Source organism: Ruminococcus sp., from assembly GCF_016283395.1.
The window spans coordinates 24,621-50,424 of record NZ_JAEEMU010000055.1 but is presented as its reverse complement, the minus strand read 5'-3'; the positions used below and the strand labels follow the sequence as shown (position 1 = coordinate 50,424).

Below are 25,804 nucleotides of genomic sequence, written 5' to 3'. Positions count from 1 at the left end.
GCTCAAAGTGTAAGCGTGGTGACACGTTCAGCTTGCGAGTACTAATCGGTCGAGGGCTTTTCCTTTTTACTTCTGAACTTCTTTGTTCTTGCCTCGCATTACGCTTTATTCCTTCAAAAGTTTTCAAAAAATTTGAAAAATCGCTTGACAAAACTGCTTGAATGTGGTATAATAGTTAAGCAGTTTGAAATGCACCATTAGCTCAGTTGGTAGAGCAACTGACTCTTAATCAGTGGGTCCTGGGTTCGAGTCCCCGATGGTGCACCAAAATTTGGCCCGTTGGTCAAGCGGTTAAGACACCGGCCTCTCACGCCGGTAACACCAGTTCGATTCTGGTACGGGTCATATAAATAGTCGGTGCTTATGGCAATGAGGTCACACCCGTTCCCATTCCGAACACGGAAGTTAAGCTCATTCGCGTTGACGATACTTGGCTGGCGACGGCCCGGGAAACTAAATCAGTGCCGACACTATATATTCCTCCTTAGCTCAGTCGGTAGAGCACTCGGCTGTTAACCGAGTTGTCGCCCGTTCGAGCCGGGCAGGGGGAGCCAATTAAGTCCAATTCAATAGAATTGGACTTTTTTTGATTTACAAGCATTAGAATCTGTTCATTTCTATGATATTGATGATATCGCTTTATGATAAAAGGCAGTAGAAAATACTGAAAAAATAACAAAAAGGGCAGCTTTACGTCGTTTTAGCCGCCTTTTTTGTTATCCTACCAATTTTTATTACAACAAGTATACATAATGTTATAAAACTTTGAATTTTCGCCCTTTTCTCTTGACAAAATATACTAAACGTGATATTATATATTTAAGGAAAATTCCTCAGGATTAGGAGGATGACATATGAACGAGCAGGAAAATAGTTTTAAGAACAGAGTAAAAGCCAAAGGTTTTACCCTTATAGAGCTTATCGTTGTTATATGTATCATAAGTGTTCTTGCAGCTATGCTTGTTCCGAGTATCATGGGATATATTGAGCTTGCAAGAAACAGAGCTGATGTAAGTGCAGCCGATGTTATATGTAAAGCTATAGAGGTCGAGTGTGCTATGGACACTGACAAGATAGAGTCATTTACAAGAAATCCGTGGAGTTCAGGTGTTAATGCTGACGGCAGCAAGTACGATGCAGATGATCACGGCTATGTTTACGTAGATCAGAACGAAGTCCGTGTAAGCAGCTATGCGATCGCAAAGATACTTGAAGAAAACGGATATATCAAGTCAGCAGGCAAGAATACAGGTGACATAAAAGAGTATAAGTTCACAAAAGATCAGTGCAACGGACTTATATGCAAGTCGAGAAAGAAATGGTACCGTTTCCAGATAAATATCAATTACCGAGACGGTGAGATACACTTTACGTATTCGGCAAATTCCAAAAACGGAGAACGATATAATACGTCAGGTCAGAGTATCAGCACAAACCTTCACGATCAGAAAGCATCTGAGATATTCGCAGGTATGATCGGCGGAGAGGCTGACGACATCGTTTCACTTCCGTCATTATAATCGCCCCCACTCCTAATTTATATAAAGCCCCCTAATTTATATAAGCAAAAAAACACGCACCTGCGTGTTTTTTTGTTTGTATCAGAATTTTCCTATACTTACAAGCTGTGCGGTGAACATCTTGCATTTGGGGCAGAATGTTATTGAACCCCGTGTCTTTCTGAGAAGTGTGGAATGACACCCGGGACATTCGTGCCTGAATTCTATGGTCAACGTAAAATCCTTCTGATTTAGGGACATTTCTTTTGCTATCTGCACGGAAAACTGCCTGCACTCCATACACTGATAGAGGTCTGTATCGCAGTTGACATACATCTTTTCACGTTCATTCTTTATGAGCTGCCTGACGGTCTCGCCGTATTTTCCGTAGAGAGCGGCACTGCGCAGTTCTTCTTCTGCTTCTTCGGTCCTTTTTTTGTAGTCTTTTGTCATAAGTCTGCCGCCCACGAAGAATTCTTCTTCATATCCGCATTCGTCGCATTTATACTTGTAAGATGTTCCCATAGTCACCGCTCCTTTCGTATTATATTTTATATTAACACAAGTCAGTAAAAAAATCAAGTATATTATAGCTCTTCCTTTGGCTATTTAGGTATTTTAAGCAGTTTTTATGTCGAATTTTTATCAAATTCATAGATTTGTATTATTATCTATTGACTTTTTTTAAAATAGTATGCTATAATGTGATTATAAAATTATATGGGGGTATATGTATGGTTATAAGGCATATTACAGAAAAAGATGATTTTTCCGCTGTCAGAAACATCTACGAAAAGGGCTGGCAGTTCGCATATAAGGGGATAATACCGCAGGATTATCTTGATAATATCCCGAAGGAAAAGTGGGGCGGCAATATCCTGAAAAACGGCAGAACTGAAATAGGTGCTTTTGAAGATGACAAGATAGTCGGCACAGCAAGCTTCTGTCCCTCACGCTGGGAGAAGTTCAGCAGCTGCGGCGAGATAGTTACTATTTACCTGCTGCCCGAGTATATCGGCAGGGGAATAGGTTCTGAACTCCTTAAAGCCTGCATTGCAGAGCTGGAGCTTCTTGGCTTTACGTCAATACTTATCTGGGTGCTTGAGGATAATTACAGAGCTCGTCATTTCTATGAAAAGCATGGCTTTGTAAATACGGAAGATCATATGAGCTCTGAGATAGGCGGCAAGGTGCTGCAAGAGGTAATGTACATCAGAAGAAAATGATATATCCTCTGAGAGAGCCTACAATGACGTTTACGGCACGTTCAATGATAAGAGTGTAATTCTGCTATTATATTCCTCTGAGCCGCTCCTGATGATTCTAAAGGCTGTCAGGCTATGCTGATGCTATAGCATAAAAATTACGCTTTGGCAGGCGTCTATATGCCGTTATAGGGACAAATATGAATTAGATGTTAACAAAATTTGCATTTCACGCACAAAAAATGCATTTCACGCTTTATATATTGCTTTTGTCACAAAGATGTATTATCATTAATATGTTGCTTGTGATGAGCACAAAGGGTACAATGAGAATGAATGACATAATGGCTTTCATAAAATTAGTCCCTATTCGTACAGACACTGTTCCCTCAGTGTTTGTGCGTTTATATTGCACACAAAAAGAGCAGTTCTTCCCGAACTGCTCTTTTGTTTTATCTGTTTACTGCCTGTGCTATGGACTCGACCTTTTCGAGGCTCTTTGTTGCTGGTATAGCTGACAGGATAGCTATGATGATATTGAATACCAGTGAAAGGACAACTACTATGATGATAGACACGATCACCTTGCTCAGCTGTTCGCTCCATACAGGTATAAAGATGAGAACACCGAGGATAGTGCCGACTATTGCAGCAGTTGCTGAGAACATGATAGTTTCCATAAGCACGCTCTTTCGGAGTTGTTTTCGCGTCATGCCTACGCTCCTGAGCATCATAAGCTCGCGGCTTCTGTTGAGTACGCTGGTATTTACGGAGTTTATCATTGAGAGTATACCTACCAGCCATATGGATATGAGGAAGGCAAGAACTATTTTTACGATAGCCTTGACAAATGAAGTTAGCCCTGTTCCTTCAAAATAAGTATCCATTACCAATGAGATACTGTGATCCATTTTGAATTCATCTACAGTTTTCTTTGCTTCCTGATAATGCTGTGGTGAGGCTTTGAGTGTGATATAGTAATATAAGTTTAAATCCGATGTGTTTTCAATAGGTATCAGGATAGCATTGCCGTATCCTTTTTTCATTTTGCTTTTTGCAGAACCGATGAACTTCATTTCTGTATCCGTACCTGTGAATTTGATTGTCGTTTCTTTCTGTACAGCAGTAAATTCACGTTCTTTTTTATCGGTATTGTTTTTGAAAACGGATTTAGATGCAACAAGCTCGTCATAGCTCATGCCTGTAAGCTCGTCAAGCTTTGCGGCTTCATAATCATCACGGTCTATAGATTCTATCCTCGCTCTTCTTGAGTTTTCATCTGGGTTGGGATAAGTGCCTGATATGAGTAATGAATCTATTTCATCTGAATGTGTAAATACTCTTTCACCATAAGTCTCTATATTGATCTTTTCAAATATCTTCTTGTCGCCAAAGGCTTTATTTACATCGGCAATAGCGTTTTTCGGATCATTGCTGTAGTAATCATCTATCCAGAAATCGTATATGTCATCTTTGTCGATATCTTTCATTTCTTTATATGTGTTGATAGCAATAAGAGACGAGAACGTGAACATGAGCACACCCAGTCCCATTGTGATAGTGGAAACGATGAAACGGCTCTTTGCTGCACCTATATTCTTTCTGGTATAGCGGCGCAGGAATTTCTTGGAGTTGAGGTCGAGCTTCGACTTCGATTTTTTGAGCTTTTTCTTTCCGCGCTTTGGCTTGCCGAAATTGAGAGCTTCGGCAGGCGAGAGCTTTCTTGCTGCCCACATTGCCGATGTGTAGGCTGAGATAAGTACAGCTATGAGGCAGAGAAATATTGCCAGCCCGATAAATGCAGGCTTTGCCGAGAATTCAAACATTGAAAATCCGATATTACTGAATGAATTGACTGACGAGCGGCATATGAGCAGTGCGGCTATTATTCCTAAAGGTATGGCTGTGCAGATGTAGAATATGGCTTCTGCCATTACTACTGTTGCTACCTGCAGCTTTGAAGCTCCCATGACGCGGAGTGCGGCAAAGTGAGTGCTTCGCTCCTGTACAGCCATTTCAAAGGCGTTGTCGATAACAAATCTTGCTATGAACCATGCTATAAGAAGTATTATCAGACCAGGTACTACAAAGGTAGGTATGATCGATGATATAGCATCTGAGCTTTTCCATTCAAGTGCCAGGAGGAAATTGTTTGTACGGATCCAATATTCTGATTTGTCATAGAAATTTTTGTCATAATCAAAGCCGAGGTCGATGAAAAGTTTCTTTACAGCTTCATCAAAGTCAATGTTGTCGGTGATACGGACATACATTTCTTTCATATCATCGTCATCATATATTACATCGGGATTTTTTTCGGATATTTCCGCAAAGCTGAGTTTTTCGCTGTCTCTATTCAATATATCGATGTATTTCTCCTTTGAGCGGAGTATATCCGTGAAGCCTGCTATTTTTATGGTGTATTCAACAGGTTCGCCGTAGGTTATATCGATTATAGGAGCATCATCAAGCAATATACCCCTGTTATATTTAAGCAGGTTGCTTATTTTATCTTTGCTGGCTTTGCTTTTCAGTTCTTCCGAAAGCTCTTCGTATTCCTCATCGTGTGTCGTATATTCTGTACCGTATTTTTCTTTCAGCTTAGAACGTATTTCTTTCATTACCTGCGAGTTTTCGTCATATTTTCCGTGTGCAGGACGTAAAGTAAAGGTAACTGTGTCGCCTTCATTGTATCCCATATCCTTGAATATGCTTGATACATAGATACCCTCGCTTTTATTCAGAGAAAATCCTCCGTCTATTTCATAAGGGCTTATGAGATCAGGATTTCCGTCACAATTGGTTATAGCTGCATTTTGGACCCTGTAGCTTGTTTTGCCGTCGGATATTTCAAAGAAATTTGCTCCGAAGCTCTCCGAATCAAAAGAAATGAATTCGGTACTGTAATAGCAGTGATCCTCTACAGAGGGGTGACCTTTTACGGTCTCTACAGCTTTGTCAGGATCCTGTGTATGGTCTATCCAGTTTGCGATTTCAAGCTCCCACGAACCGCCTTCGTCTATTTCATAGTTGAGCAGGGTAGTGAAGATACTGCTTCCGTATGCACAGACTGTTGCGAGAATGAATGCCGAAAGGGTTATACACATGAATGTGAGGATAGTGCGGAGCTTTTGTCGGCGGATATAATTCAGTGACAGTGCAATAAGATGTTTCATATCATCGCCTCCTTATTCCGAGAGGACTCCGTCTGTGATGCGGCAGATACGGTCTGCCTGAGCAGCTATGCTGCCGTCATGGGTTATGAGTATGAGAGTCTGATTGTACTTCTTGATAGAGCTTTTGAGGATAGAGATTATCTCGCGGCTGTTTTTGCTGTCGAGATTTCCTGTAGGCTCGTCCGCAAGTATTATTCTCGGCTTATGGATAAGTGCCCTCGCAAAGGCTACACGCTGCTGCTGACCGCCCGAAAGCTCGTGAGGGTAGTTGTTTCGCTTTACGTCAAGTCCCGTGAGCTTGAGGAGCTCCTCAAGAAATTCCTTGTCGGGTGGAGTGTTGTCAAGGTTCAGCGGCAGAACTATATTTTCCTCGACGTTGAGCACGGGGATGAGGTTGAAGTTCTGGAAGATAAAGCCTATACTCTTTCTGCGGTAGGCGGACAGTCCGTTATCGTCCATTGTGGTGATGTCTCTGCCGTTGAAGATTATCTTGCCGCTTGTGGGACGGTCGAGAGAGCCTATGCAGTTTAGGAGAGTAGTCTTGCCGCTTCCGCTCTCGCCTGTAATGGCTAAGAATTCCCCCTGCTTCACTTCAAGGTCTACATCGTTGAGAGCAAGAAAGGCGTTTTCGCCTGAGCCGTATTCTTTTTTGAGTTTTTCGGTTTTCAGAATGATGTTGTCGTCCATAATGATACCTCCGTTTCTTATTGTAACTTTAGTTTATCATGGTTATCTTACTGTAATGTTACAAAAATGAAAAAAAGCTGAAAAATTTTCAGCTTTTGCAGCGTGACGCTGCACCCTATCCACGTTGTCGCTCGTAAACTCGCTCACCATTATCAATACCAATACTCGTACATCGCTTACAGCACATTTGTAGGGGCTGGCGTCCTCGACAGCCAAATATTAGTTCTCCGTAACCATTATGTATACCGTAATTATATGTAGGGGACGCCGGCCCTACAGCGTTCCATTTGGTGTTTACACGAAATATGTGGACGCGCAATGCGCGTCCCTACAGCACGTTCATGTTATTTGTACGTTTTCTAACGGGACGTCGAGGGCGGCGTCCCCTACAATTCTAAGCACTAACAACTAACAACTCAATCTTTGATAAATACGAATTCAAAGCGTGTGCCTTTGCCGACTTCCGAATACACCATTATATCTCCGCCGTTGGCGCGGACTATCTTCTGTGCGATAGACATACCAAGTCCCGAGCTGTACATTGTCTTGTCGTTGGAACGGCAGGAGAAGCGTTCAAACAGCTTCGGTATTTCTTCCTGAGGTATGCCCTTGCCGTTGTCGGTAACAGCCAATGTTATCATTATAGGGTCATCTTTCAACTCCAGCGATATCTCTGAACATTCGGAGTGGTCTGCGGAGTTCTTGATAATATTCTCCAAAGCCTCGCACAGCCAGCCCTTGTCGCAGCTGAGCTTTATATCATCGGCAAGGCTTTCGTTCACTTTTATGCTTTTGCTTCTGAGAAGGGGAGACATACGCTTTACAGCTATCCTGCATATCTCCGCAGGGGAATTTATCTCCATGTTGTACTCTACAGCATCTGCATTGAGCTTTGCAAGCTTTATGGCTTCGATAACGAGCTTTTCCATACTGCTGAGATTGAGCTGTATCTCGTCCGAGAGCTTGTCACGATGCTCCTGAGGTAAGTCGTCAAGCTCGCTGAGCATATCCGTGTTGAGCCTTACCACAGCGAGAGAAGTCTTTATCTGGTGAGAGAGGTCGGTGAGGAAATCGCGGAGAAATCGCTGCTCGTTATTGAGCTTGAAATGGAGATTGTTCATTCGGTCGGTCAGCGTGTCTGCGGCTTCGGATATCCTTCGCACACAGCCCAAGTCCTCGCCGTAAAGACCTATAGTACCGTCAGTTTTGTCGGCAGCGTTAAGGCAGTCTGCACGGAGCTTTTCAAGGTCGCGGTATATGTTCATAAGCTCATGTATCGCTATGGCAAACCATATCACCGATAACGAAGCCATGACAGCAAATATGGCGGTGAATATAGTCGTGCGCACGGACTTGTAGCTGTACATTATGGTAGGGGAGAGTTCACGGTCGATACTGTAGCCGCTGAGTTTTTCCTCGGCTCTTGCTATTGCTTTTTCATCGGGAGCACCTGTGAATTTACCGTCACCTATTGCCGAAAGCTCGGCAGTTATCTGCTCTCTTACTATCCTGTCGGCGCAGAGCTTTGATATACCCCAAGCCGCTGCTGCGGATATACATATCATAAGCAGAAGTATGAGCAGAAGTTTTCTCGGAGCACGGTTGTTTATTAATCGGTCTGTTCTGTCCATTTATAGCCCATTCCTCTCTTGGTGACTATCCTGCCGCTGCCTGTGGTCTTGCTGAGTTTTTCGCGCAGGCGGCTGATATTTACCGAAAGGGTGTTGTCGTTTACGAAGATACCCTTTGAGTCCCAGAGGTATTCCAGTATCTGTTCACGGGTAAGGTACTGCTCACGGTTCAGCATGAGGTAGCTGAGAAGCTTCTGCTCCACCGCAGTAAGCTCCATTTCGGGCACATCGGGTACTCGTCTGAGATTTGCGCGTATACGTGAGAAAAGCTCACGCAGGCGGAAAGGCTTTGTTATGTAGTCATCGCCGCCGCTGTCGAGTCCGCGGACTATATCTGCTTCGTCATCGCATGAGGTAAGGAATATTACGGGAGTCTGTATCTTTTTTCTCAGCCGCTTGCAAAGGTCAACACCGCTGCCGTCAGGCAGCATGACATCGAGTATTATAAGGTCTGCTTCTGGTGCGTGGAGTTCGGCTGCCGCTGTTGTACTGACTGCGATAACGGTGTAGCCCTCGGATCTGAGAGCAAGGGAGATATTGCGGTTGAGTGTTTCATCGTCCTCAACGAGAAGTATGGTGTTCATGTTTTCACCTCAGTCATAAAAGTTGCTTTAATTCTAACATATAATCCGCCAAAAATCAAGAAGCTCAGTGCTTAGTGGGGAGTGATTAGTGAGTAGTGTAGGGACGCGCATTGCGCGTCTGCAAAAAATACAGTCAGCCTGTAGTAGCAGATATTATCCGACCGTGTAGCCTTACGCAGAAAATAGCATTAGCGCACTGTAGGAAACGCTGCCTGTGTTTTACAGATAGTGCTGTAAGCGATTTACGAATATGAGCATTGATAAGAGTGAGCGAGTTTACGAGCATCAACGTGGCAAGGGTGCAGCGTCACGCTGCAAAAAAGCTGCACCGCGGAGGATATCCGCAATGCAGCTTTGAATTATCAATATCTGTAGATAGAGCCGTCTTCAATGCTCTGGAGAACACCTGAACATAATCCCTTCCACTGTTCGATCTCAGCCTCGTCGTAAGAAATGACCTTCTTAGCCCAGTTGCTGCAATGAGCGCAGGCATTAGGAGCTGTCTGACCATCTTCGAGGATATCGTTTACACAGAGTGAACTTGCACAGTTGTTGTTATTGATGAAGTGCTCAAGGAAGCCGTCGAGCTTCTTGTTGTCAACATACATCTTAGGAAGATGCATAGTTCTTCCGTAATTCATCATAGCCTCGGGCTTGAGCTTGTCCATCCATCTCATCTTAGGTACTCCTGGAGGAGGACCGCCTACTGGCATACCAGCTGGAGGAGCAGTGATACCGTTCTTCTTTGCCCATTCCTCAGGCTCGCCTGGTCTTGGAGGTCTGCCTTCCATTACCCACGGAGGAGGACCGCCTGCCGGCATACCCATTGGAGGTCCACCAGCACCCATAGGTGGCATACCCATTGGAGGAGCACCTGCGCCCATAGGAGGCATACCAGCTGGGGGAGCAGTGATACCGTTCTTCTTTGCCCATTCCTCAGGCTCTCCTGGTCTTGGAGGTCTGCCTTCCATTACCCACGGAGGAGGACCGCCTGCGGGCATACCCATTGGAGGACCGCCGGCACCCATAGGTGGCATACCCATTGGGGGAGCACCTGCACCCATAGGAGCACTTGCAGCAGGAGCATCTGCGCCTGCCTGGAGACCTTCCTTGGACTGATCGGGACGTGTAGCAATTGTCTTAGCCTGTGGCCAGTTAACGATATCAAGAAGATTTCCGTCGTAGGACTCTTCCATATAGCTCTTTACCACTCTGTGGAGGAAATCGGTTGTTCTTGTTCTGTCGATAAGCTTGATAGAGAAGTGCTTGTTGCCTGTCTCTTCTGCAAGCTCTCTGTAATAGTGAACGTCCTCGGGACGAATGAACTCAGCTGTAAGGATAGCAGCAGGGTGAGTTACTTTCTTGTATGCACAGTTGACAAGTGAGTAGTCCATTGAGAACAGCTCAGGGTCTGAGTGACCTACGAAGCAGCCGTGTGCAAGGCGGAAAGGACATTCTCTGAGGCAGAGATTGTTAGCTATTACACGGAGATGAAGGTCTGTATCCTTGTACTGTGTGAGGACCTTTCTGAGCAGGTCGAACTTTCTGTTGAAGCCGTGATCGAGAGTGATCTCATCAACGCCCCAGTTTCTCCAGTATTCGATATGCTGTATAGTTGTAGGATAAGCATAGAGTCCAAGTGTTACGAAAACGTCCTTGAATTCTCTCTTTACATATTTTATAAGTATAGGCGAATTAAGCGTAAATGCTCTTATGCCAAGATCGTACATCTGGTGGATAAAATCACGTATCTGCTTGCCCACTACAGGATCGATCTCGTTCTGATCCATTGAAAGAGGGTTGATAAGATAGTTGAATGTGATGTCGCGCTTCTTACATTCCTTGACATAATCAGCAAGCTGATCGAGTGTGAAGTCAGGAATGATAGAAGCTGTACGTCCGCCCGGAAGTCCGTCAAATTTGAGCTTTCCGAAGAAGCTTGTTATAGCGTGCTTCTTATCGTACTCATCAACAAAGTCAAAAAGCTTGTAATCGAAATTACAGCCAAGATCAAATGAAATTGAGTCTTGATTCATGTTACACATCTCCCAAAAATTAAGTAAGGACATAATACATATAGTCGCGTTTGATTGTCAGTACACGCTAAAAAAGCGAGGATCCGAATATTTTTATATGATCGTTATGTATGTCGAGCCGCGGAGCTTAGTGTTGTTTTTCCGCAATAGTCCCATATTAAAATTATATCATTTCTTCACAGGACTGTCAATTATTCTTCTGCAATTTATTGAGAGATAATTTAAGTACAAATTTGTAAAAAATATCCAATTTTATACGCGTTTGATAGTGAAACTATCAAAGTTGTATTGTGAAAAGCTAATAATTATAGTCTGTATTTATGTGATATGTCACCAAAAAGGAACATATTTTCTTTTCAAGCCTTGACAGCAGGTGACTGGGAGTGGTATAATACTAAAAGAACAGATGTTCGGAGAGGAGGCGGCTATGGAAAGAATATATGTTGCTATTGATCTTAAATCCTTTTATGCTTCGGTAGAATGTGCCGAGCGCGGACTCGATCCCCTTGACACAAACCTTGTTGTTGCGGATAAGAGCCGCACCGATAAGACCATATGTCTTGCCGTATCGCCGTCCCTCAAGGCTTACGGTATCCCGGGCAGACCGAGACTTTTCGAGGTGGTTTCAAAGGTCAGAGATGTGAATGATATGCGGAAAATGAGAGCTCCGCGGAGAAAATTCAGAGGCAAGTCCGAGATAGCAAGCAAGCTTAATGCAGACCCGTCACTTGAACTTGACTATATAGTCGCAACTCCGCGAATGGCTCTGTATATTGCCTACAGTACGAGGATATATCAGATATACCTCAAGTATGTCGCTCCCGAGGATATACACGTTTACTCCATTGACGAGGTATTTATCGACGTTACCGCTTATCTTGACACCTACGGCATGACTGCCCATGAGCTTACCATGACTATGATAAGAGATGTGCTGAAAACCACGAAGATAACCGCTACAGCAGGCATAGGTACGAATATGTACCTTTGCAAGATAGCTATGGATATCGTTGCCAAGAAAATGCCTGCGGACAAGGACGGTGTGCGTATTGCGGAGCTTGACGAGATGTCCTACCGCCGCCTTATGTGGGAGCATCAGCCCCTTACCGATTTCTGGCGTTTAGGCAGAGGATATGCGGAAAGGCTGAAACACTGCGGACTTTTTACAATGGGGGATATCGCAAGATTTTCCACGTCCGAGTTCGGGGAAAGGGCACTTTATAAGATGTTCGGAGTAAATGCGGAGCTCCTCATTGACCACGCATGGGGGTGGGAGCCCTGCACTATTGCCGATGTGAAAAGCTATCGTCCCGAGAACAACAGTATAAGCTCGGGACAGGTATTGCAGGAGGCTACGGAGTACGGCACGGCTCGGCTCATAACATGGGAAATGGCTGATATGCTGGCTCTTGACCTGCTTGGAAAAGGGCTCGTTACCGATCAGCTGACGCTTACTATAGGCTATGATGTAAAGAATTTGCAGAACGAGGATATAAGGCGGAGCTATGAGGGCAAGGTGGTGCTTGACCATTACGGCAGGGCTGTACCTGTTCACGCTCACGGTACCATAAATCTTGATACACCTGTATCGTCATCGAAAATAATAACTGAAGCCATGATGCAGCTTTTTGACCGTATAGCGGACTTCCGCCTGCTGGTGAGAAGGATAACCGTCAATGCAAACAGGGTAGTGCCAGAGAGCTCGGTCAAGGAAGAGATAATACAGCTGGATTTTTTCTCAGATCCCGAAGAGAATGAGAAATGCCGTCAGCAGGAGCAGGCAGAGCTGCGGCGTGAGAAAAATTTGCAGCTTGCCATGCTGAGAATGAAGGAGAGATACGGCAAGAACGCGGTGCTCCGTGGAAGCAACCTCTGCGACGGAGCAACTGCAATGCCGCGCAACAGACAAATAGGCGGACACAGAGCGAGCTGAGCCAGCTCGACCGCTTGCCACGTTGTCACTCGTAAACTCGTTCACTCTTATCATAGCTCTTACTTGTACATCGCTTACAGCACTATATGTAGAATACGGGCGAACACTGTTCGCCCCTACAGCTCGTTCATGTTACTTGCATTGTAAGGTACACACGGGCGAGCGGAACTCGCCCCTACAAAGTTTTAATGTTGCCTGCGGCGTAATGCGCGGACGACCAATGGTCGTCCCTGCACTACTTACTATGCACTAACCGCTAATAACTACTCTCAACTCTAAACTTCATAAAGGGGGAGATAATAATGTCGGGACAGTATGATGATATAATCAATATGCCGCATCATGTTTCAACGACAAGGGCACAGATGCCGCGGCGGAACCGTGCGGCGCAGTTCGCGCCTTTTGCGGCTCTCACAGGCTATGAGGACGCTATTGGTGAGTCCGCGAGACTTACCGATGCAAAAGCCGAGCTTTGCGAGGACGAAGCAGCTGAACTGAACAAAAAAATACAGCTCCTCAGCGCACGTATCGCTTCGGAGCCTTATTGCGAGATAACCTATTTTGTTCCCGATAAGCATAAATCGGGAGGGAAGTATATTACCGTATCGGGTAATGTGCGGTTCATAGAAGAAGTTACGCGGCAGTTAGTGCTCTGCGGCGGACTGCGCATACCTCTTGATGATATCATAAAAATATCTCTATAAAGAGCAACAGCCCTATCTCCGCCTCAGAGATAAGACTGTTCTGATATGCCCTCTTACAAAAGGATTTGGATAGCAAAGGAATTACTTACAATATATCACAAAGACCGCCTATAGTCTTTGTTAAAATTCGTTTGTACGATCTCTGCGTGATACTGCGTATGCCCCCGAGCTTCGCGCTATCCTGTCGAATTATCGGGGAACAGCAAACCCGAATGCAGGTCAGGGGAGTATAGTGCAGAGTCTCCCCGCCTGCGGGTCTGTTGACTTTGTTTTGCATCGTATTGATGCGATGCCTGTCTGAAAGGGAAACAGGACTTTATACTTTGTGAAACCGCTCATTGCAACGGAATGAATTCATTTATAATACTGTGTCTGTAACATTATTTTTTAGTTTATACCGCCGAGGACAAAGGTGACGGGAGAGGGGCCGTCAGCCTTTGTACACGGAATGTGCCGTTTGCCTCGCCGATACAGAAGCTTTCAGAGCCTTCCTTAGTCTCACACAGAGAGAAGGTCAAAAGCTCCTCGATAGTCTTGAAAATGGAAATTCAAGCGTACATACTGCTTTTGCGGTATGTACATATTTTGTCTTTCATGCAGAGTCTGCGTAAATCTGCATAGAAAGAACGAAATCGTAAAGATGTCCTCAAAGGTGCTGTGGAAATATACGCCGCATATCGGGAACTGCGTTTGTGGGAGGGTAACAGGTTCGCCGGGCTGAATATTTCCACCGCCGCCTCAGAAGCTGCTGCAATATCGGATAGCATTGAGAGAACTGCCCGTTTTCTCTCTTTTTTATAAGACTGTCCGTTTTGCAGGATTTGCACTGGTTTGACCGCTTCGGCTTTTGACTTGTGCGGACAAATGTGAGTGACCGCTGCTGTTTTTGACAGCAGCGATGTTCACTTTAGGAGCTTTCTCCAAATTTTAATATCCCTATAGCCTATTTGCTATATGTTTATTATAAATAAAATGTGAATTGATAACAACCTATAAAATAAATATTAGGTGGAAAAAATGAGGGGAATTTGCAAAAATTGCCCACACTGACCAAATATTGCGCTCAGTGTGGGCTGTTTTAAACATTTTTTTGTAGTGATGCGTACAATTTGTCAAGAGTTGTACTGTCAACGTTGAACTCATATGTACGGTGACCGTAATCATCAGCCATGAATATTACTAATGTCTGATCTGCTGATATACTCACGTGTCCAAATATACAGGTATAATCATCACCTGTAGATAGCATATCATAATCAAATTCAACTTTTGTTTTGGGATAGAAGTCGTCAATTATCTGAATGATGCCTGCATTTTTGTTGCTTTTCAGAAATTCTGTCAATGGGGTACAATCCGGCGAATTTATATACTTTGAATTGACGGAGTCATATAAGGAGTATAAATTGAAACTGTCAGGGAAGTCAATAGCATCTAAAAATTCGCCAAGATTATCAGGAACGTAATCCCAGTTAATGCCTAAGAAGGTCTCGCCGTCATCAAATTCCACCATACACAGGAAATCGGGAGAGAAATCCTTGTAAGCATATACGGTATACACGGTAAGTCGTCCAAGTGCTACGTCATAAATACCGCTTTTGTGAAGCAGATCCCCTGTAAATGAAGTATCAAAATTCTCACATCCCGCCACTGTATATGTTGTGCCGTTATAATAGAATTCTGAATGCGGAGGCTTTGTAGTCGTTGTGCTCAGTACGGGAGAATATGTGCTGGACACCGCAGGATATACAGTTGTTGCAACAGCAGGATCATGTCGTGTCGTTGATGTGTAAACAATGGTCGACATTGCAGCTGTTGTTGTATAAGCAGGCTGCGGAGATATCGATGTTGCTATAGTAGTATATGCAGGGTGCGTGTATACTGCTGTAGTTGAAGTGTATACTCTGGTAGTATATACTTTAGTTGTTGTAGCATACGTCATCGTAGTATACGTAGCAAGTGATGTATATACCCTTGTAGTCGTAGTAGCTACAGGAATACGTGTAGTAGCTGAAGTACGCCTTGTTGTGGTAGATGTTCGCCGTGTAGTAGTGGACGTTCGACGTGTAGTGGTCGATGTATGTCTTGTAGTTGTTGAAGTGCGCCGCGTTGTAGTGCGTGTTGATATTCGTGGCGTTGTAGTAGTTGTGCGGACATCAGAACGCTGTGTGGTCAATACAGGGGATTGATGATGTGAAGTTGTGAGGTTCTGATGAGACGGATTATTGGAAGAAGTAATTTCAATGCTTGAAGCAGTTGTCCTTACATTGCTTTCCGAAGTCTTACTGTCTGAACGTGATGTCGTCACATTGCCTGAGCCGCTGTGACCGTTTGCGGAGGTAGTTTTTGTACCGTTTGCTCCGCTTTGCGCAGAATTATCAGAAACAATTGCCGTAGTTTCAAGGATATCATTTGTCGCTGTTGCGACAGTATTTTCCGTGGTAATATCCTCATCGGATGTTGTTACAGCCGTTGTTACGATAGGTGATGGTAATGTGTAGTCTTCCTTGTGAGGAGATGGTTTGATATCCTTCAGCAAACCGATATTCCAGATGCCTATGCCCACAGCTATCATAATACAGCAGCTCAGAGCAACGGTGGCATTTCTTAATATCAGAGCTTTTTTGCGTTTTTTCTCTTTCAGGTATTCTTCTCTGCGCTGAAAAACACTATTTGCTATCTCATTATAGTCTTTCATACTCAAAGCCCTCCTTTTCAAGCTTTGATCTCAGCGCAAGCTTTGCTCTGTACAGGAGATTTTCTATCTGACGGTTGCTTTTGTGCATTACCTTAGCAGCCTCAGAATTGCTCAGCTCTTCAAAAAACGTCAGGTAGAGCACCTGCTTGTAATCGGAGCTGAGAGTTTCCATAGCCCTGTGGAGCGAGATCTTTTGTTCTTCCTGCAAATATTCCCTTTCGATATTCCGCTCGTCGGAAATATCATAATATTCATCTGCGGGAGTGTCGGAAATACGCGACCTTTTGCGCAGTTCATCTATGGTGAGATTTCGTGCGATGGTATAAAGCCATGTCTTAAAGGTGCATTTTCCGGAAAATTTAGGTTTTTTGACGGATAGCTTGAAGAATGTATCTTCCATGAACTCCTCGGCAAGACTGAGAGAGCCTGTAATGCCGTTGAGATAGAGGATCAGACCGTCTTTATAGTCGTGGATCAGATCAACTAATCCGTTATCATCACCGTCAAGGTAACGGCGGTAGCTACTTGCACCGTTATCCATGAGCTCCCCCTTTCTGTAGGAATGTCCTCTCACTACTTAGACGTTTGAGTAGGATATTTCTCTCATATAAATTATCAATTAACAGTATATATCATTGGTAATACCATTTGTAAGCAACATAGTTAATGATACCACATATCGCGGAAATAGTCAAGTTTTTGGGCTTATTGGCGGTCAAAAGTGAGCATCAGCGGATGTATCAGCCCCTGTATTTTGGAACGCATTAGTATAATTAAGATACATTCAGAACATTTGAAAACAAAACGCATAACATTTTATGCTTTTTCATTTTTTGCGGACTTTTTATGTTTTGTTCAGTTTTTGCTCTTTTAGTTGACCTGATTTGTGCATAATGATGTATTATTAATATAAGGAAATGACGGAATATCGCGTAGTATGAATGTGCATCAGGCAGCATAAAAACGACATTTTATTAAGATTACTTTAAGATTATTTTAAGAATGGAAATATATGATACAGGTATGATGAAAATATGAAAAAGGCGTTAAGCCGCGTAATTACGAAAATATGAAAAATCACAAAATGGAGGGAATATTATGTCAAAGAAATCAGCAAAAAGAACCTGTGCAGGAATAATGAGTCTTGCAATGCTGCTAGGTACAGCAGGTCTGTTTCCTGCACCAAAGGCAGTAGCAGCTTCAGGTGTAACTATCAATGAGGTTTGCCCAAAGAATACTACATATGCTGCTCCTGACGGACAGATGTATGACTGGGTAGAGCTTTACAACAATTCAAGCAGCCCTGTGGATATCAGCGGCTGGGGTCTCACAGATAAGGCAGAGACACCTTACAGATTTACTATCCCGTCAGGTACAGTGATCCAGCCAAATACAGGCAAGGTATTCTTCTGTGACGGTACAGCAGGCGAGACAAACGCTTCTATTGCTCCTTTCGGACTTTCAACAAGCGGTGAGACTCTCACACTTACAGATGCTTCAGGCAATATCGCTTCACAGATAACATTCGAGGATATGGCAAAGGATACTTCATACGGTCAGTATCCCGACGGCAGCGGCGAGTATTATGTTATGAATGCTACTCCCGGCAAGAACAATGTTGCTCCTGAGGGCTCAAATGCAGTAAGAACTCCTTCTTTCTCAGCTGAGAGCGGTTTCTATGACAACGGCTTTGCACTTACTATCGACGTTCCGCAGGGAACTACAGTTTACTATACAACAGACGGCAGCGATCCGACAACTTCGTCTGAAAAGTACACAGGTGCTATCACTGTCAAGGATATGACAAGTGAGCCTAACAAGTACAGCGCAAGAACAGACGTTACAGCTTATACAGATATCCTTGCTCCTGATGAGGGCGTACTCAAGGCAGCAGTAGTTCGTGCTATAGCTGTAGACTCACAGGGCAGAGCAAGCAGCATCATAACTAAGACTTACTTCATAGGTTCAGCAAATGTTGAACGCTACAGAAATATGAAGGTAATATCACTTGTTACAGATCCTTCAAATCTTTTCGATTACGAAAAAGGTATCTACGTAACTGGTAAGGTATACGACCAGGGCGGAAACGGCATGGGCTGGGGTATGCCAGGTCAGCAGGGTATGAACTGGGGCAACCAGCAGGGTCAGAACGGCGACGGTCAGAATGCAGGTCAGCAGGGTGCTTTCAACATGAACGACTTCATGGGAGACACTCAGAATAACGGTAATGCTCAGCAGCCAGGCTTCAACATGGGCAACTTCAATTTCGGAGGAAACCAGAATGGCGATGCTCAGCAGGGCGGCTTCAATATGGGCAACTTCAACTTCGGCGGACAGCAGCAGGGCAATATGCAGCTCGGCGGCGCAGGCGGTCTTGTTGTAAATTCAGATGAAGAAGAGGAAGATGCTTCTGTATTCGACAGCATTTCACTTGACAGCATAGATGCTCCCGAGATACTTGCAGACGGCGATGACGCACAGCAGGGCGGTGCTCAGCAGGGTGGCTTCGGTGGCTTTGGCGGCTTCGGCGGTCAGGGCGGTGATGCACAGCAGGGTGGCTTTGGTGGCTTTGGCGGCTTCGGCGGTCAGGGCGGTGATGCACAGCAGGGTGGCTTTGGCGGTTTCGGCGGTCAGGGTGGTGATGCACAGCAGGGCGGCTTTGGCGGTCAGGACGCAGGTGCAGGCGCAGGCGGCTTCGGTGGATTCGGAGGCTTCGGCGGTGACGGCGGCGCAGGCGGAGCTGGCGGTATGGGCGGCTTTGGCGGCTTTGATATGGGCGGCATGGCATTCATGTCACAGGCTAACTACAACCAGAAGGGCCCAGAATGGGAGCGTCCGGCTAATATAGAGATATTTGAAAACGGCAAGAGCGTAGTTTCACAGGATGTAGGCATCAGAACAAAGGGTGCTGCTTCCCGTGCATGGGCACAGAAGAGCTTCAATATCTTTGCTCGTCAGGACTATGGCAAGAGCAGTGTAGAGTACGATCTCTTTGACGGTGAGGCTACAAAGGCTAAGAACAACAAGGTAATCGATACATTTGACGGTTTCACTATCAGAAACGGCGGTAACGACAACATGGCAGGCTTCTTCCGTGATTCTGTTGCACAGTCACTTGTTACCGACAGAGCTATGACTACACAGGCTACAAGCGAGTGTATACTCTTTATCGACGGCGAGTTCTGGGGCATTTATCAGCTCATGGAGAAGTACAACTCGGATTACTTCAAGTCACATTACGGCATAAAGAAGAATGATGTATGCTTCATAAAGAACAACTCACTTGAGGACGGCAACGATCAGGACCTCAACGAGTGGAACAACCTTCTCGGAAACCTCTCAAGAGTTGATATGACACTTGATGAGAATTATCAGAGAGCTTGTGCAGAGCTTGATATGCAGAGCTTTATCGACTATTTCGCAGCTCAGATCTACTGGGCTAACCACGACTGGCCAAATAATAATACAGGTGTATGGCGTTCAAATGCTGTAGATCCTGAAAATCCATATGCAGACGGCAAGTGGAGAATGGTACTGTTTGATACAGAGTACAGCTCTAACCTTGCTGACAAGGTAAGTGAAACAGGTCCAACCTTCAACAGCTTTAATCAGGCTGCAGGCGGCGGCATGGGCGGCTTCGGAGGCTTCATGGGAGGCGGCGGTTCTCTCAGCGGTGCATTCTCAAATCTTATGAAGAATCCGACATTCAGACAGCAGTTTGAGCTCAGCTTCATGGATATGGCTAACTATAACTTCGATACAAAGAAGACTACAGCTGCCATCAACTACTACAGAGGCTTCAAGCAGCAGATCCTTGATACATATAAGCGCTTCCCATCTTCAAAGCATACTCACAATGAGCAGACATTCGAGCAGGATTATCAGCTCCTTGAAACATTCTATAACACAAGATACGGCAATGTTACAAGCCAGATGAAGAACTATATGAACCTCACAGGCAGCCTTGCTACAGTAAATGTTAGCAACGACAGCAGCAAGGGTTCATTACAGCTCAATACTATCAAGTTTGACGACTCTATGAGCACATGGAGCGGTAAGTACTTCACAGACTTCCCTGTAACAGCAAAGGCATCTCCTAAGGATGGATATGCTTTCGATCACTGGGAGGTAACAGGTGCTACAGTTTCAGATACATACTCTGATACTATTACAGTTCCTGTAAGCGAAGGCGTTACTATCAAGCCGGTATACAAGACAGGCAGCTCAGAGCCTAAGGTAACAACAACAACAACTACTACTACAAGGACTACAACTACAACAACAAAGATCACAACAACTACTACAACATCTGTACAGCCTACACAGTTCGTAAATGTAACTCTCAGCGGCGATGCAAACTGCGATGGTCAGGTAGACCTCTCTGACGCAGTTATGGTAATGCAGGCTCTTGCAAATCCTAACAAGTACGGTGTAAACGGCAACGACAAGAACCACATTACAGAACAGGGTGCTGCAAATGCAGACGTTGATAAGTCAAGCGCAGGTATTACTGCAAACGATGCTCTGAAAATACAGGAGTATCTCCTTGGAAAAGGTTCTCTCTAATTAATTACTTACTATACAGCAAAAGGGCTGCACGATAATGTGCAGCCCTTTTGTTTGCGGCTATGGACGTAAAAGAAGTGGCAGATAAAAGTCTTTGGAAAGGGGTTCGGGGGATAACCTTTCCTCAGAAAGGTTTCCCCCGATAAATCAATATAAACTTCTATATTAGCAACATGGTTATCTGCCCGTTACTTATATCATATGCCTTTTACTTCTGTATAATAGTATACTGCAAGCTGAGTTCTGTCGCGGAGCTCCAGCTTGTCAAGGAGATTGCTTATGTAATTGCGTATTGTGCCTTCGCCGAGGAAAAGCTTCCCCGATATCTCTTTATTGCTCAGTCCCTCTGCAACAAGCTCCATTATCTCGCGTTCCTTGTCGCTGATACCGTGTGCAGCAAAGTCATAACGCTCCTTGGGCTTCATAAGCTCTGGGAGCTTGTTCATTATGGTGTTGCCGTAAACGCTCTGTCCGCCCATGACAGTTTCAAGTGCAGGTACTATGCCGTCAAAGTCCTGCTTGAGTATGTATCCCTTTGCGCCCATGTTCAGTGCCTTGATGATGTACTCATCATCTGAGAATGTGGTGAGGTAGAGTATCTTAGCGTCGGGGAACTCTTTCAGTATGACCTCGCCTGCCTCTATACCTGTCATGCCCTCCATGCGTATATCCATAAGTATAACATCAGGTCTGACGTTCCTGTATAGCTCTATTGCTTCATTTCCGCTTGAACCCATAGCGGTAACAGTTACCTTGCCCGAATTTTCAAGTATAGTCTTTAACGACAGAGCTACGAGCTTGTCGTCATCTATTACGATAATGTCCATAATTGCTCCTTTATGCCGTGATCTTTTCATTATTATATCATAGCGGTACATTTTTTTCAAGTACACAATGTGACAAATGTCATATGCAAAAACTGACTCCAGACACTACAAAAAGCTTTTCAGCTGAGGTATAATGATTACAGTAAAACACAACAGGGAGGATTTACCATGGAAAACACAGTTATCAAAATAAATAATCTTGTAAAACGCTACGGCGATCTTATCGCACTGGATCACCTTGATCTTGAAATAAAGCAGGGGGAGGTATTCGGACTTCTCGGACCGAACGGCTCGGGCAAGACCACTACCATAAACTGCCTTCTGTCACTTCTTGCCTTTGACAAGGGCGACATCGAGATATTCGGTAAGAAGATGACTCCCGTAAGCTACGATATCAAAAAGGAAATAGGCGTTATCATGCAGAATGTCACTGTTTTTGATGAGCTTACAGTTTACGAGAATATCGACTACTTCTGCGGACTCTATATCAAGGACAAGGCAAAGCGCAAGGAATATGTTGAGGAAGCAATAAAGTTCGTAGAACTGGGGGATTTCAGAAAGTTCTATCCGAAAAAGCTTTCGGGCGGACTTCTCCGCAGACTCAATATCGCCTGCGGTATCGCTCACAAGCCAAAGCTCATAATCCTTGACGAGCCCACAGTTGCAGTTGATCCTCAGAGCAGAAACCGTATCCTTGAGGGAATACAGGAGCTCAACAGAAACGGTGCTACAGTCATCTATACCTCGCACTATATGGAAGAGGTAGAGCAGATATGTACCCGCATAGCTATCATGGACAAGGGCAGAAAGGTAGCTGAGGGTACTAAGGACGAGCTGAAACGAATGATAAAGAATACAGAGACTATCACTATCGAGATACTTGATGTACCTGATAATATCGTAAAAGAGATAGCTTCACTGCCTCACGTATACGATACAGAGCTTGGCAACGGCAAGCTTACAGTTTACTGCTCGGGCGGCAAGCATAATCTTACAAGAGTACTTGAAGTGCTTCAGAAGAATGAGCTCAGCTTCGGCAGAGTATATACAGAGCTTCCGACACTCAACGACGTATTCCTTGAAATAACAGGAAAAGCTCTCAGAGACAAGGAGGAATGACCATGTTCATGCATATCCTTAAATATGAGCTGAAAAACGGTCTGCGTACAAAAGACCTTATCATATGGCTCATACTCTTTCCTATAATCCTCGGCACTTGTTTTAAAATAGCTTTCGGAAGCATTTACGAAAAGACCGAGAAATTCAGCTCAATCCCCGTTGCCATAGTTGAAGAAAGCGAAAATGCTGCTTTCAAACAGGTCATCGAGGGCATTGAAAAATCTGATGAACCCTTCCTCAAAGCCAGCTTTGTGGATAAGGAAAAGGCTGAAAAGATGCTTGACGACGGCAAGGTAGAGGGAATAATCTTTACTTCCGACAATATCAGCCTTACAGTAAAGGAAAAGGGCATACGCGAGACAATGCTGAAATCCTTTATCGAGCAGTATAAAGTTCGTGAAAAAATAGCTATGGACGCTATAAATACTGCTCCCGAAAAGGCACAGGAGGTCATCGCTTCACTCACATCTGAGACAGCTTCTACGTGCAGGGATATACCCCTTACACAGGGCAACCCCGATATGTATATACAGTATTTCTATAATCTTATCGCTATGGTGGCAATGTTCGGCTGTATAACAGGTATGCATATCACTATGCAAAATCAGGCAAATCTTTCACCTCTTGGTGCAAGGAACAACTGCTCACCTGTACCGAAATCAATAAATATAATCGCTTGTCTTACAGGCAGCTTTATAATGCAGACAGTATGTATGCTGATTTGCGTTACTTATCTTGCATTCATTCTTAAAATAGATTTCGGCGACAGACTGTGGCTGGTTTATCCTTCGGCTATACTTGGCGGTATCACAGGCGTTTCATTCGGTTTCTTCGTAGGTTCACTGGCTCGTGTAAGCGAAAAGGCAAAGAGTGCGATACTTATTTCTATATCAATGCTGCTGTGTTTTTGCAGCGGTCTTATGATGGGCAATATGAAGGCTATTATTGCAGCAACGATACCGTGGTTCAATAACATCAACCCCGCAGCAGTGATTTCCGACTGCTTCTACTGCCTCAATATCTATGAGGACTATGACCGTTTCATATCAAAGCTCATAACTATGGCAGCAATATCCGTTATGTTTATAGTTCTTGGCTTTGTGACTTCAAGGAGGAAGAAATATGCAAGTATTTAAGGCTATGTTCAAGGTAATGAGGAGCAGGCTTCCCTCAGCATTAATAGGTATCGTCTGCTTTTTTGCCATATCGGCAATAATTGCAAATGCTTCCACCAAGGAAAACAAGTTTGAAGCAAGCAGACTGAATGTATGTATATTCGATGAGGACGATACTGCCGAAAGTCATGCGCTGGCAGACTTTATAAAGAAAAGCAATGATATAGTTGAAATAGAGAATGACAGGGATATTATCATAGATTCAATTTACTACAAAAGAATCGATTATGCACTCATAATCAACAAGGGATACGCTGAAAAGATCAAAGCAGGGGACACAGCAGACCTTTTCGGCAGCTACCATTTGAGTGACAGCTTTTCTGTAGTATATATGGGACAGGTGCTTGACGAGTATGTCAACTCAGTAAAGGCTTATCTCAGTATGGGCAAGACCTTTGATGAGGCTGTTGCAAGTGCAGAAGTTGCACTGTCTCAGAACGCAGAGGTAAATATGTTCAGGGCAGACAATGCGGGCAACTCACACTTCAGCGTTGATTTTGCAGGCTATTTCCAGTATATGCCATATATACTCGTATCTATCATTATCAGTGTGGTAAGCCTTGTACTTGTTACTATGAACAAGAAGGATATACGTTACCGTACCAACTGCTCATGTATGAAGGAATCTTCATATACGTTCCAGCTTTTCCTCGGAAGCTTCCTGTTTGTGTTTGTAATATGGCTGATGTTTATGATAGGCGGTATGATACTCAACAAGGAGGTTTACACAGGAAGAGCGTGGTATGCAGTTCTTAACAGCTTCATATTCGCTGTGGTTGTCGGCACTATGGCTGTGCTTGTAGCAAGCTTTGAGCCAAAGGACAATGTACTCAACCTTATAACTCAGGTTCTTGGACTTGGTATGAGCTTCTTCTGCGGTATATTTATCCCTGTGGAGGTACTCAGCGACAAGGTGCTTTCTGTTGCAAGATTTTTGCCTGCTTATTGGTACGTAAGAGCTAATAACATGATAGCTGATATCACTCAGTTCAGTTTAAATGAGGTAATGCAGTGCTATCTGATACAATTAGGATTTGCAGCAGCTATGGTCATTATCACTCTGCTCGTCCGCAAGGTAAAGTACAGTGGTGCAGCTATCGGTACTGCCGTAAAAAAGGCAGCAGCTGCTGAGCACTAAGATATAAATGAATATTGAGCATAAAGGGCGCACAGAAGTGCGCTCTTTTAATATTTGTATGACCAATTCGCCGAAAAAAGTGACAAATGTCACTATGACAATGACATTTGTTATCTATCATTTTTCGGAACGATGTGATAGAATAAAGTCACAATAAACATTAAACGCGAGACGTTTTAAATACACTAAATTATTACTAAGGAGGGGCTTATATGAAAACGATCATGAAAAAAACACTATGCTTACTATCAAGTGCAGTCCTGTTATGCGGACTGACGGCTTTGCCCGCAGGCGCGAAAAGCTTGGATCCTGAAAATATAGTGAAATTAGAACCTGAGCTAAGACCGCAGCCAGGGCAGACTTTTAATCCGTACAAAGACACAGAGTTCGTACTGAAGCAGAATAAGTTCAACATAAAGCCGGGCGAAAAGGCTCTCCTTGAAGTTGGCAAGAAGCTCAAGATGATAGACGAAGCTCATTCATTTCCAAGGCCTGAGAAAAAAATACTTTCAATGGACGATATAGACCTGCTCAGACTCAGATTTCAGTGGTATGACGAGAACGGTCCTATCGAGGGGGCTACATCATACACATATGAAACCTATACACCAGGCAGATATTTCTGCGTTGTAACTATGATAGGACGCTTATGGGTAACTAATAGTGCGGATGTTAATATAAAGTTTCTGCGTCCTCCGCTTGATCCGGTTTTGGTTCCGAGACCTGATCCGACAGTTCCTATCAAGCCGGGACCGTTGCCTATTTAACGAAAAACAGATATAAAAATTGTTCAATGAGGGTAAAACAATGGCGGATAAGAGAAACTATC

Annotated in this window: 18 protein-coding genes, 3 tRNA genes and 1 rRNA gene; 13 read left to right on the top strand and 9 right to left on the bottom strand. The window is 44.1% G+C overall.

All coding sequences use genetic code 11. The features are described 5' to 3' along the window. The first annotated feature begins 191 nt into the window (after positions 1–191). The 5 genes from QZZ41_RS14395 to QZZ41_RS14375 all read left to right on the top strand — a co-directional run bounded on the left by QZZ41_RS14395 (position 192) and on the right by QZZ41_RS14375 (position 1,520). A tRNA-Lys gene (locus QZZ41_RS14395) sits at positions 192–267 on the top strand. A 6-nt stretch (positions 268–273) separates the two neighbouring features. After that, a tRNA-Glu gene (locus tag QZZ41_RS14390) sits at positions 274–345 on the top strand. Positions 346–353: 8 nt separating this feature from the next. Next, positions 354–470 (top strand): 5S ribosomal RNA (gene rrf / locus QZZ41_RS14385). Positions 471–478: 8 nt separating this feature from the next. Continuing rightward, a tRNA-Asn gene (locus QZZ41_RS14380) sits at positions 479–554 on the top strand. A gap of 300 nt (positions 555–854) precedes the next feature. Continuing rightward, on the top strand, positions 855–1,520 hold the full coding sequence (locus QZZ41_RS14375; protein ID WP_295073658.1) for a type II secretion system protein: 666 nt from the start codon (positions 855–857) through the stop codon (positions 1,518–1,520). 81 nt (positions 1,521–1,601) lie between these two features. On the opposite strand, the gene QZZ41_RS14370 is transcribed toward QZZ41_RS14375, so the two are convergent. Continuing rightward, positions 1,602–2,024 carry a hypothetical protein gene (locus QZZ41_RS14370; RefSeq protein WP_028518506.1) on the bottom strand — a complete coding sequence of 141 codons (423 nt, stop codon included), beginning with the start codon at positions 2,022–2,024 and terminating at the stop codon, positions 1,602–1,604. Between the two features lie 209 nt (positions 2,025–2,233). On the opposite strand from QZZ41_RS14370, the gene QZZ41_RS14365 reads away from it, so the two are divergent. Next, on the top strand, positions 2,234–2,725 hold the full coding sequence (locus QZZ41_RS14365) for a GNAT family N-acetyltransferase (protein WP_295073654.1): 492 nt from the start codon (positions 2,234–2,236) through the stop codon (positions 2,723–2,725). Between the two features lie 431 nt (positions 2,726–3,156). On the opposite strand, the gene QZZ41_RS14360 is transcribed toward QZZ41_RS14365, so the two are convergent. From QZZ41_RS14360 to QZZ41_RS14340, 5 genes are all read right to left on the bottom strand, one after another. Then, positions 3,157–5,880, bottom strand: coding sequence for an ABC transporter permease (locus tag QZZ41_RS14360; protein WP_295073651.1), 2,724 nt, complete (start codon positions 5,878–5,880; stop codon positions 3,157–3,159). 12 nt (positions 5,881–5,892) lie between these two features. Further along, on the bottom strand, positions 5,893–6,567 hold the full coding sequence (locus tag QZZ41_RS14355) for an ABC transporter ATP-binding protein (RefSeq protein WP_295073649.1): 675 nt from the start codon (positions 6,565–6,567) through the stop codon (positions 5,893–5,895). Positions 6,568–6,983: 416 nt separating this feature from the next. Further along, positions 6,984–8,198, bottom strand: coding sequence for a sensor histidine kinase KdpD (locus tag QZZ41_RS14350; protein ID WP_295073646.1), 1,215 nt, complete (start codon positions 8,196–8,198; stop codon positions 6,984–6,986). Then, positions 8,177–8,782 (bottom strand): response regulator transcription factor, encoded by a 606-nt coding sequence (locus QZZ41_RS14345; protein WP_295073643.1) that lies wholly within the window; start codon positions 8,780–8,782, stop codon positions 8,177–8,179. Before QZZ41_RS14345 ends, QZZ41_RS14350 begins: the two co-directional genes overlap by 22 nt. Positions 8,783–9,144: 362 nt before the next feature. Further along, positions 9,145–10,818 carry a hypothetical protein gene (locus QZZ41_RS14340; protein WP_295073640.1) on the bottom strand — a complete coding sequence of 558 codons (1,674 nt, stop codon included), beginning with the start codon at positions 10,816–10,818 and terminating at the stop codon, positions 9,145–9,147. A gap of 427 nt (positions 10,819–11,245) precedes the next feature. Between QZZ41_RS14340 and QZZ41_RS14335 the strand changes: the two genes are divergently transcribed. Both QZZ41_RS14335 and QZZ41_RS14330 read left to right on the top strand, forming a co-directional pair. Beyond that, positions 11,246–12,751 carry a DNA methylase gene (locus tag QZZ41_RS14335; protein WP_295073637.1) on the top strand — a complete coding sequence of 502 codons (1,506 nt, stop codon included), beginning with the start codon at positions 11,246–11,248 and terminating at the stop codon, positions 12,749–12,751. Between the two features lie 302 nt (positions 12,752–13,053). Beyond that, positions 13,054–13,455 (top strand): hypothetical protein, encoded by a 402-nt coding sequence (locus QZZ41_RS14330; RefSeq protein WP_295073634.1) that lies wholly within the window; start codon positions 13,054–13,056, stop codon positions 13,453–13,455. A gap of 1,078 nt (positions 13,456–14,533) precedes the next feature. Here the strand turns inward: QZZ41_RS14330 and QZZ41_RS14325 are convergent. Both QZZ41_RS14325 and QZZ41_RS14320 read right to left on the bottom strand, forming a co-directional pair. Then, positions 14,534–16,150: a hypothetical protein gene (locus tag QZZ41_RS14325; RefSeq protein WP_295073631.1), complete on the bottom strand. Its 1,617-nt coding sequence runs from the start codon at positions 16,148–16,150 to the stop codon at positions 14,534–14,536. After that, positions 16,137–16,691: an RNA polymerase sigma factor gene (locus QZZ41_RS14320; RefSeq protein ID WP_295073628.1), complete on the bottom strand. Its 555-nt coding sequence runs from the start codon at positions 16,689–16,691 to the stop codon at positions 16,137–16,139. The genes QZZ41_RS14325 and QZZ41_RS14320 overlap by 14 nt, the downstream gene beginning before the upstream one ends. 557 nt (positions 16,692–17,248) lie before the next feature. Here QZZ41_RS14320 and QZZ41_RS14315 point away from each other — a divergent pair. Then, on the top strand, positions 17,249–20,716 hold the full coding sequence (locus tag QZZ41_RS14315; RefSeq protein WP_295073625.1) for a CotH kinase family protein: 3,468 nt from the start codon (positions 17,249–17,251) through the stop codon (positions 20,714–20,716). Between the two features lie 197 nt (positions 20,717–20,913). Here the strand turns inward: QZZ41_RS14315 and QZZ41_RS14310 are convergent, their stop codons facing one another. Beyond that, entirely contained in the window at positions 20,914–21,543 is a 630-nt protein-coding gene (locus tag QZZ41_RS14310; protein WP_295066476.1) for a response regulator transcription factor, read from the bottom strand. A gap of 168 nt (positions 21,544–21,711) precedes the next feature. On the opposite strand from QZZ41_RS14310, the gene QZZ41_RS14305 reads away from it, so the two are divergent. The 4 genes from QZZ41_RS14305 to QZZ41_RS14290 all read left to right on the top strand — a co-directional run bounded on the left by QZZ41_RS14305 (position 21,712) and on the right by QZZ41_RS14290 (position 25,742). Next, positions 21,712–22,662, top strand: coding sequence for an ABC transporter ATP-binding protein (locus tag QZZ41_RS14305; RefSeq protein ID WP_295073623.1), 951 nt, complete (start codon positions 21,712–21,714; stop codon positions 22,660–22,662). A 2-nt stretch (positions 22,663–22,664) separates the two neighbouring features. Next, positions 22,665–23,798 (top strand): ABC transporter permease, encoded by a 1,134-nt coding sequence (locus tag QZZ41_RS14300; protein ID WP_295066480.1) that lies wholly within the window; start codon positions 22,665–22,667, stop codon positions 23,796–23,798. Next, on the top strand, positions 23,785–24,975 hold the full coding sequence (locus QZZ41_RS14295; RefSeq protein ID WP_295073620.1) for an ABC transporter permease: 1,191 nt from the start codon (positions 23,785–23,787) through the stop codon (positions 24,973–24,975). Before QZZ41_RS14300 ends, QZZ41_RS14295 begins: the two co-directional genes overlap by 14 nt. A 212-nt stretch (positions 24,976–25,187) precedes the next feature. Continuing rightward, a complete protein-coding gene (locus QZZ41_RS14290) occupies positions 25,188–25,742 on the top strand; it encodes a hypothetical protein (protein ID WP_295073617.1) in 555 nt (184 codons plus the stop codon). The last annotated feature ends 62 nt before the right edge of the window (positions 25,743–25,804 follow it).